Origin of the sequence: Bacillus cereus group sp. MYBK108-1 (assembly GCF_051917185.1) — a bacterium.
Taxonomy (GTDB): Bacteria; Bacillota; Bacilli; order Bacillales; family Bacillaceae_G; genus Bacillus_A; species Bacillus_A cereus.
The window spans coordinates 99498-107099 of the sequence record NZ_JBQAHZ010000020.1 but is presented as its reverse complement, the minus strand read 5'-3'; the positions used below and the strand labels follow the sequence as shown (position 1 = coordinate 107099).

The window sequence follows — 7602 nt, the reverse complement described above, 5'->3', positions numbered from 1 at the left end:
ATACAAAACGGATAAAGGCAAAATTAAAAATGAGCCCGGTGCAATACCGGACTCATTTTTATCAAGCTGCCTAATGAAATAACCGTGTCTAACTTTTAGGGGTCACTTCATAAATAGATCAGCTTCTTTTCTATATAAATACTTCCGAAAAACGAAGTATTTCATTCTACTTCCGATTTGGTTTTCCAAATCGAACTAAAACATGCCATAATAATTTTAATTCCTGAAGCACTTCTTCATAAGTGCCACGATCACTCCAAGATAATGGATTGCGTTTCAAATCCGCTACAGCAGAGCCAATTATATTGGCATCGATACAATTATGTCGTGTAATACGTCTTGCTAAAGATGGCATTTTTGAACCTCTAAAATCCATCGGAACTTCGTCTACCGCAAGTACAAAACCGATGTGCCAATACAAATCAATAGCATACTTCAGGCAAATTTCTTCTAAAACTTTTCCTACATCCGTACCCTTAAATGAAGGATCTGCAACAAGCGCTTCCACGTCTTCTTTTAGAGAAATCTCTCCATGAATCTGCGCTTCAATATAATGATTAAGATTACGGGCTGGCTCTTTGCTTACTACATCTATAAACGGCCTTTTCAGATTAGCCAGTAAATGATTAATTAATATTGTTGGAGTCAAATTCCCTTCACCAATTGCAAAATCTCTTACGAATGTCTCTTCCAAAAGAGCAGCTAAAATCATATCAAACTCCTCATAAGTCCCCTTTTCTTTCGGATCTTGATGCGAATCTAAATATGTATATGTAGAACGCGAAGAAACTTTTGGAGATAAGAGAAAATAACAGGAACCAAAACGCGGAGCCGGCCCATCTGGATGTAACATTAAATTTAGCGCTCCGTATTTTGGACGTTGATCATTCGTTACGCCTTCTAATTGATATGCCCCTCCAAATATTCTCTTTTCCCAAAGGTCACGTTCACCACCAGGATAAGCAGATACGCTTCCATTAGATAGCAATGTTTCAAACTGGCTTTTATATACTCCTTGCTCAAATAGTGCTTCAGCAACACTTTTCTTACTCGAATCTAGTCTGTCTGGATGAAAGTGTAAAGCAATCCTTGCGTGAGATTTTAAATTAGCGACAGCCTCTTCAAATATTTCATCTGTAATATTTGACATTTTAAGTATATGATTAATCGTTGCTTTAGCCTCACGTTTTTCGTTCTCTGCATATTTTGAAATATACTCTAAGGCAAATAATTGAGATCTTGATAATTCCATAATCAAACCTCTCCTTTAATTAAAATGACCTTAATCATTTCAATTAAAAGCTTATTCTTTCCTTCTTATGAAACGAACCTGATTTATTTAAAAACGTAATTTACTAAATCTTAATTATGCATACACGCATTTTTCATAGGCAAATGTACACATTCTACAGAAATTTGATACCCTAGCCATCGCTCAGCAATATGTTCAAATGATAAAACAGATCCCGTTGTAAAAAAACGATGTTTCGGATTCAGATTGTCAGACAAAATTCCTTTGTGCTGTAAGATGGTGCTTAACTCTATCGCCGTTTCTTCTGCAGAACTAATAATCGTTACATCTTCTCCTAGTTCCTTTTTTATATAGGACTCTAAAAGTGGATAATGCGTACATCCAAGAATTAACGTATCTATATCTTCTTTCGTTAATGGAAGTAAAGCTTGTTTCACTTGCTGCGTGACATATGCTATATCTTCTAATCGATTTTCTACAACTGTAGCTAAAGTTGGACACGCATGACTATGCACTTCCAAATATGTATCAAGCTCGTGTAATGCTTTTTCGTACATATTAGATTTTATCGTACCTACAGTTCCAATTACTCCGATTTTCTCTTTCTTTGTTACTTTAATTGCCGCTCTTGCTCCTGGATGTATAACGCCAATAACTGGAATGGAAAGTGCTTCTTGCAGCTCAGTCAATGCAGCAGCTGCAGCAGTATTACATGCTACGACTAGCGCTTTTAATGGAAACTGTTTGAGGAACTCAACCATTTCAAATACGAAAGATTGCACCTCCTCTACACTTCTTGGCCCATACGGGCAACGCTTATTATCACCAATATAATAAATGCTTTCTTTAGGCAATTGTCTTATAATTTCGCTCGCAACTGTTAATCCCCCAACTCCCGAATCTAGCACACCTATTACTGAATGTTTATGACATACAGACATTTACTTCATCCCCTTTTCAATCATCTAGCGCTAATAACATGTATTATATTACGAAAATTCAAATATCACATAACAATCCCTCTTACTTTTAATCACAAACTCTTCTCTATAATCTGATTATTACTATATCCATTGACGTATAAAAATACATTTGTTACTCTTAAAGACGTTAATTTAATATTTAAATCCTCATTCGTATCTCGGTGAGGTAGAGGTTGCAATCATTAAGAGTATCATTTCAGGAGATGTAGTGGCATTGATGAAGGAATGAGAAAGGAATGGTTGCCGAAGTAAGTCGTGTCCACCATGCACGCTTGCTGGGTCTGCATTTAATAAGTGCAGAACTGTCACAAACGTTTCGTTTGTGGAGAGCTATCGAGAGGTATGTCGTGGGTTTCTTATAAGATAGAAAGCATGTAGCGGCAAATTACGTGCTTTTTTTGTTTTGTTTGGGACTTCTCTTCCTGACTCAGGAAGACATACATATCTCCTCGCTTGACTTGGTTATACTAACTTTGGAGGTATTTTCTATGCAACAAAAAAAATGGGGCTTTTGGGTACTAACAGCTTTCGTTGTCGGTAACATGGTTGGCGCTGGTATTTTCATGGTGCCAAGTACGTTGGCACAAACAGCAAGCCCACTCGGTGTCACTTTAGCTTGGTTAACTACAGGGTTTGGTGTTTTAATGCTAGCTCTTGTTTTCGGTAATTTAGCAATTCGTCGTCCTGATTTAACGACAGGGCCACAAAGTCATGCATATGCTTTATTCTCAACACCAAAAAAGAAAAAAATGGCTGGTTTCAGTATGGTATGGGGATATTGGGTTGCAAACTGGGCAAGTAACGTTGCCATCATTACATCATTTGCGGGATATTTATCACTCTTCTTCCCAATTATGAAAGATACGCGACTACTATTTTCAATCGGCTCGTTTAACGTAGAAGTCGGAAAACTAATTACATTTACGATTTGTTCCATCTTACTTTGGGGAACTCATATTATATTAACAAACGGTGTAAGCGGAGCTGGAAAACTAAACTTCTTAGCAACAACAACGAAAGTAACTGGATTCCTTTTATTCATCGTCGTTACGTTATTTGCATTCGAAGCTTCTAAATTTGGACAATGGTACACACCGATGATTGATAAATCAGGTGCATCACACGGTCTTCTTTCACAAGTAAATTTAGCTGCTCTTACAACGCTTTGGGCGTTTATCGGAATTGAATCAGCCGTTCTTTTATCAAACCGTGCTGTTTCTCCAAAAACGGTAAAACGCGCAACAGTTGCGGGATTACTTATTACAGTTGCCATCTACTTAGGAATCACAATTTTAACAATGGGTGTACTTCACGTTGATAAATTACAAGCTTCTGAACGTCCATTAGCAGATGCACTAAACGCTGCAATGGGTCACGGCGGCGGGAAACTGATGGCATTACTTGCTCTTACTTCCCTGTTCGGTTCTATCTTAGGCTGGATTTTATTAAGCTCAGAAGTACCTTATCAAGCAGCAAAAGAAGGTTTCTTCCCTTCCTTCTTCACGAAAACAAATAAAAAAGGAAGTCCAATTTACTCATTACGATTAACAAACATTATGTCGCAAGTATTCCTATTCTCAACATTATCAGGAACCATTGCGGAAGCTTATACATTCGTTATTACCGTATCAACACTGGCCTACCTCATTCCATATCTCGTTTCACCAATCTTCCAGTTAAAACTAGTTGCAACTGGTGAAACATATAAAAATGAAATGCGGGCAAGAATTACAGATGGCATAGTCGCAGTTATCGCACTTTGCTACGCACTATGGGTTATTAAAACGGGCGCATCCGATATAAAAACGTTCCTTCTCGGAATTGGTTTATTCGTAATCGGATTTGCTTTCTATCCATTAATGAATCGTGATCAGAAAAAAAATAACGAAAAGAAAAACGGGCAAGTTGCATAACGCAATTTGCTCGTTTTTTCTTTTGTAAAACATATATAATAGAACAAAGAGGTGAAAAACATGTCAATCGAATCGCTATGGAGCAGTCGCTTCCAACAACATATTCAAAATATCATTACATACTTTGCACGTATGATTAACGGTTTACTATATAGCTTTATCTTTATTTCATGCGTTGGTGCATATTATTATGCTCAGTTTCTAAAAGCATCTCCTTCTAAAGGAATATCTTTAATAATTATAACGATTGTACTTACATTCATTATAACGAGATGCCCTATCCGTACATTTATTCAAAAACCTGATGCTGTCTATTTACTAGCACTAGAAGAGAAATTAACATCTTATTTTAAAAAATCTCTTCTATACAATTACATCATTCAGCTTTTCCCATTATTATTTACGTTCCTTATTCTCGTTCCACTTGCTATGCAATCATTGCAATTAACTGTACCTTTTTTATGTACAATCTTTATCGTGTTAATGATTACGAAAGCCTGGAACATGTACATACATTGGATGTGGCGTGATAGTCACGAAAAAAATATATGGCTAATCATTCGTATTACTTGTAACGCCCTAATCATTTACATGCTGTTTTATTCCGCAAATGTTCTCATATTGGGCGGACTACTCTTACTACTTGCTTTCCTACTTCTATATACGAAAAAACAGCCTACAAAACGAATACCGTGGGATTACATAATCGAGCAAGAAGAAAAAATGAACGTTCGTTTTTATCAATTTGCTAGCATTTTCACAGATGTTCCGCAACTGAATAAACAAGTAAATAAAAGAAAATGGCTTACAAATTGGATTGAACCTTTATTACATAAAAAACGAGCAACTTTCTTCTATTTACATACATTAGCATTTTTACGTGGAAATGATTATTTCGGTATATATATTCGCTTAGGATTGATCGGTGCTTTCGCCTTATATTTCATACCAAATATATACGTAAAAGGCTCTATCACTTACATCGTTCTATATATGATCTCTATGCAGCTCCGTTCACTATGGAAATATTTTTCGGGAAATATTATTGTGGCATTATATCCAATCCATACTGAAGAAAGGATGAAGCAATTTCTTCACTTAATCTTTATATTGCTAAGTATTCAACTCATTGTATTTTCGAGTGTTATACTCATTGCTACAGGTCAATTTTTACATATCCTTATCATTATGATTGTCGGGTTACTCTGGATCAAATTTATTATTGTACCAAAAACGAAGCAAAGAATTTCCGCATTTTAACGAAAAGAATTATCTTAAAAGCCAAGGAGAAAATAAACTTTCTCCTTGGCCTTTTTATTTTTCTTCCTCAAACAAGAATCACCAGCACAACCAATGTATTATGATTTTTACATACAAAAATCATAATACATGTTTACGTCCTAATAAAAAGGGTATCTATTAAATTAACAAAGTAAAGGAGGGGCCTATATTGTGAATAAAAAAATGGAGCAATTGAAGCACCATGTTACGGATAATCAACGCAAACATGCTTTAACAACAAACCAAGGAGTAAAAATAGCCGAGGATGAATTTTCTTTAAAGATGGGCTTAAGAGGCCCAACCTTAATGGAGGATTTCCACTTTCGCGAGAAAATGACCCACTTTGATCATGAACGAATTCCTGAAAGGATTGTTCATGCACGCGGAGTTGGCGCTCATGGTTATTTTCAGCTTTATGAATCGTTAGAAGCATATACGAAAGCAGATTTTCTTACTAATCCTTCAAAGAAAACACCTGTATTTGTACGGTTCTCAACCGTTCAAGGTTCTAAAGGATCCAACGACACAGTAAGAGATGTACGCGGATTCGCCACAAAATTTTATACAGATGAAGGAAACTATGATTTAGTGGGTAATAATATGCCCGTATTCTTTATCCAAGATGCTATTAAATTTCCTGATTTTGTCCATGCAGTTAAACCAGAACCACATAATGATATTCCTCAAGGAGCTAGCGCTCATGATACCTTTTGGGACTTTGTTGCGCATAATCCTGAGTCCACTCATATGGTCATGTGGCAAATGAGCGACCGAGCTATTCCGCGTAGTTTACGAATGATGGAAGGTTTTGGAGTTCACACATTTCGACTCATTAACACAGCAGGAAAAGCCCATTTCGTAAAGTTTCACTGGAAACCTACCCTTGGGGTTCATTCATTAGTATGGGATGAAGCTCAAAGGATTGCTGGGAAAAATCCTGATTTTCATCGTCAAGATTTATACGAAGCAATTGAAAAAGGGGATTATCCTGAATGGGAGCTTGGATTACAGTTAATTCCAGAAGAAGATGAACATAAATTTGATTTTGATATTTTAGATCCAACGAAATTATGGCCAGAAGAAGAAGTTCCCGTAAAATTAGTTGGTAAAATGACATTGAACAAAAATGTTGATAACTTCTTTGCTGAAACAGAGCAGGTAGCTTTTCACCCTGGTCATGTCGTACCAGGTATTGATTTTTCAAATGACCCTCTTCTGCAAGGAAGATTATTCTCCTATACAGATACACAATTATCTCGTTTAGGGGGCCCTAATTTCCATCAAATCCCTATCAATCAACCCGTATGTCCTTTTCATAATAATCAACGTGATGGTATGCATCAAATGCAGATTCATCGCGGTCAAACAAGCTATCATCCTAACGGATTAAATAACAATCAACCTGCAACCGTCCAAGCCGAACAAGGAGGATATGAACATTATCAAGAAAAGATTGATGGGCATAAAATTAGAGGTCGTAGTAAAAGCTTTCTTAACTTTTATTCTCAGGCTAAACTTTTCTACAATAGTATGAGCCCTATTGAAAAGCAGCACATAAAAGAAGCTTTTTGCTTTGAAGTTGGGAAGTGTAAATCAGACATGGTGAAGGCAAATGTAATTGCTCTCCTAAACCACGTCGATCGTCAATTAGCACAAGAAGTCGCTAACATTGTTGGAGCTCCTTTACCTAAAGAAAATCACGAAGTAAATTCAGATGCAAAATCACCTGCACTAAGTATGTCCAATACTATTTTTAAATCTGATTCTAAAAATGTCGCAATTCTATTAAATGGTGACCCAAGCGTCTCCCTTCTGTCCGAATGGATTCAAGCTTTTGCACAGCACCGAATGAACTATAGCATCATAGATAATAAAATTTATCATTTCAATGATTCCATTAAAGTAACTGATACTTATACAACAACAGACTCTTCGCTTTTTGATGCAGTATTAGTGTTTAGTAGTGAGTCTGTCATTCACCCCCCTGTTTTAGAATTTACAGAAACTACTTTTAAACATTTTAAACCGATAGCTCATGTCCTTAGTAATCCTCATGCTTTGGACAATAGTAAAATTAAATTAGATGGAGCAGGAGTTTATAACTTAACAAACACTTCAATTGAATCATTTATAGAAGGTATTGCCCAAGGAAGATTCTGGAACCGATAATATA

Annotated in this window: 5 protein-coding genes and 1 riboswitch; of the genes, 3 read left to right on the top strand and 2 right to left on the bottom strand. The window is 36.3% G+C overall.

Translation table 11 applies throughout. The features are described 5' to 3' along the window. Positions 1–166 precede the first annotated feature (166 nt). Positions 167–1252: a DUF3626 domain-containing protein gene (locus ACTFSL_RS22930; RefSeq protein ID WP_440042448.1), complete on the bottom strand. Its 1086-nt coding sequence runs from the start codon at positions 1250–1252 to the stop codon at positions 167–169. Positions 1253–1362: 110 nt separating this feature from the next. Further along, positions 1363–2193 carry a glutamate racemase gene (racE, locus tag ACTFSL_RS22925; RefSeq protein WP_000109673.1) on the bottom strand — a complete coding sequence of 277 codons (831 nt, stop codon included), beginning with the start codon at positions 2191–2193 and terminating at the stop codon, positions 1363–1365. A gap of 201 nt (positions 2194–2394) precedes the next feature. Next, positions 2395–2576, top strand: a riboswitch (Lysine riboswitch). A 147-nt stretch (positions 2577–2723) separates the two neighbouring features. On the opposite strand from racE, the gene ACTFSL_RS22920 reads away from it, so the two are divergent. From ACTFSL_RS22920 to ACTFSL_RS22910, 3 genes are all read left to right on the top strand, one after another. Next, the gene (locus tag ACTFSL_RS22920; RefSeq protein ID WP_001186301.1) at positions 2724–4148 is read left to right on the top strand and encodes an amino acid permease; all 1425 of its coding nucleotides are present in this window, start codon (positions 2724–2726) and stop codon (positions 4146–4148) included. Positions 4149–4208: 60 nt separating this feature from the next. Next, positions 4209–5408 carry an ABC transporter permease gene (locus ACTFSL_RS22915; protein ID WP_088345671.1) on the top strand — a complete coding sequence of 400 codons (1200 nt, stop codon included), beginning with the start codon at positions 4209–4211 and terminating at the stop codon, positions 5406–5408. Between the two features lie 192 nt (positions 5409–5600). After that, positions 5601–7598 (top strand): catalase, encoded by a 1998-nt coding sequence (locus ACTFSL_RS22910; RefSeq protein WP_001035774.1) that lies wholly within the window; start codon positions 5601–5603, stop codon positions 7596–7598. The last annotated feature ends 4 nt before the right edge of the window (positions 7599–7602 follow it).

Excerpts from the sequence above, each read along its gene's own strand:
- ACTFSL_RS22930 (WP_440042448.1), bottom strand. The coding sequence starts at position 1,252 with ATGGAATTATCAAGATCTCAATTATTTGCCTTAGAGTATATTTCAAAA.
- racE (WP_000109673.1), bottom strand. The coding sequence starts at position 2,193 with ATGTCTGTATGTCATAAACATTCAGTAATAGGTGTGCTAGATTCGGGA.
- ACTFSL_RS22920 (WP_001186301.1), top strand. The coding sequence starts at position 2,724 with ATGCAACAAAAAAAATGGGGCTTTTGGGTACTAACAGCTTTCGTTGTC.
- ACTFSL_RS22915 (WP_088345671.1), top strand. The coding sequence starts at position 4,209 with ATGTCAATCGAATCGCTATGGAGCAGTCGCTTCCAACAACATATTCAA.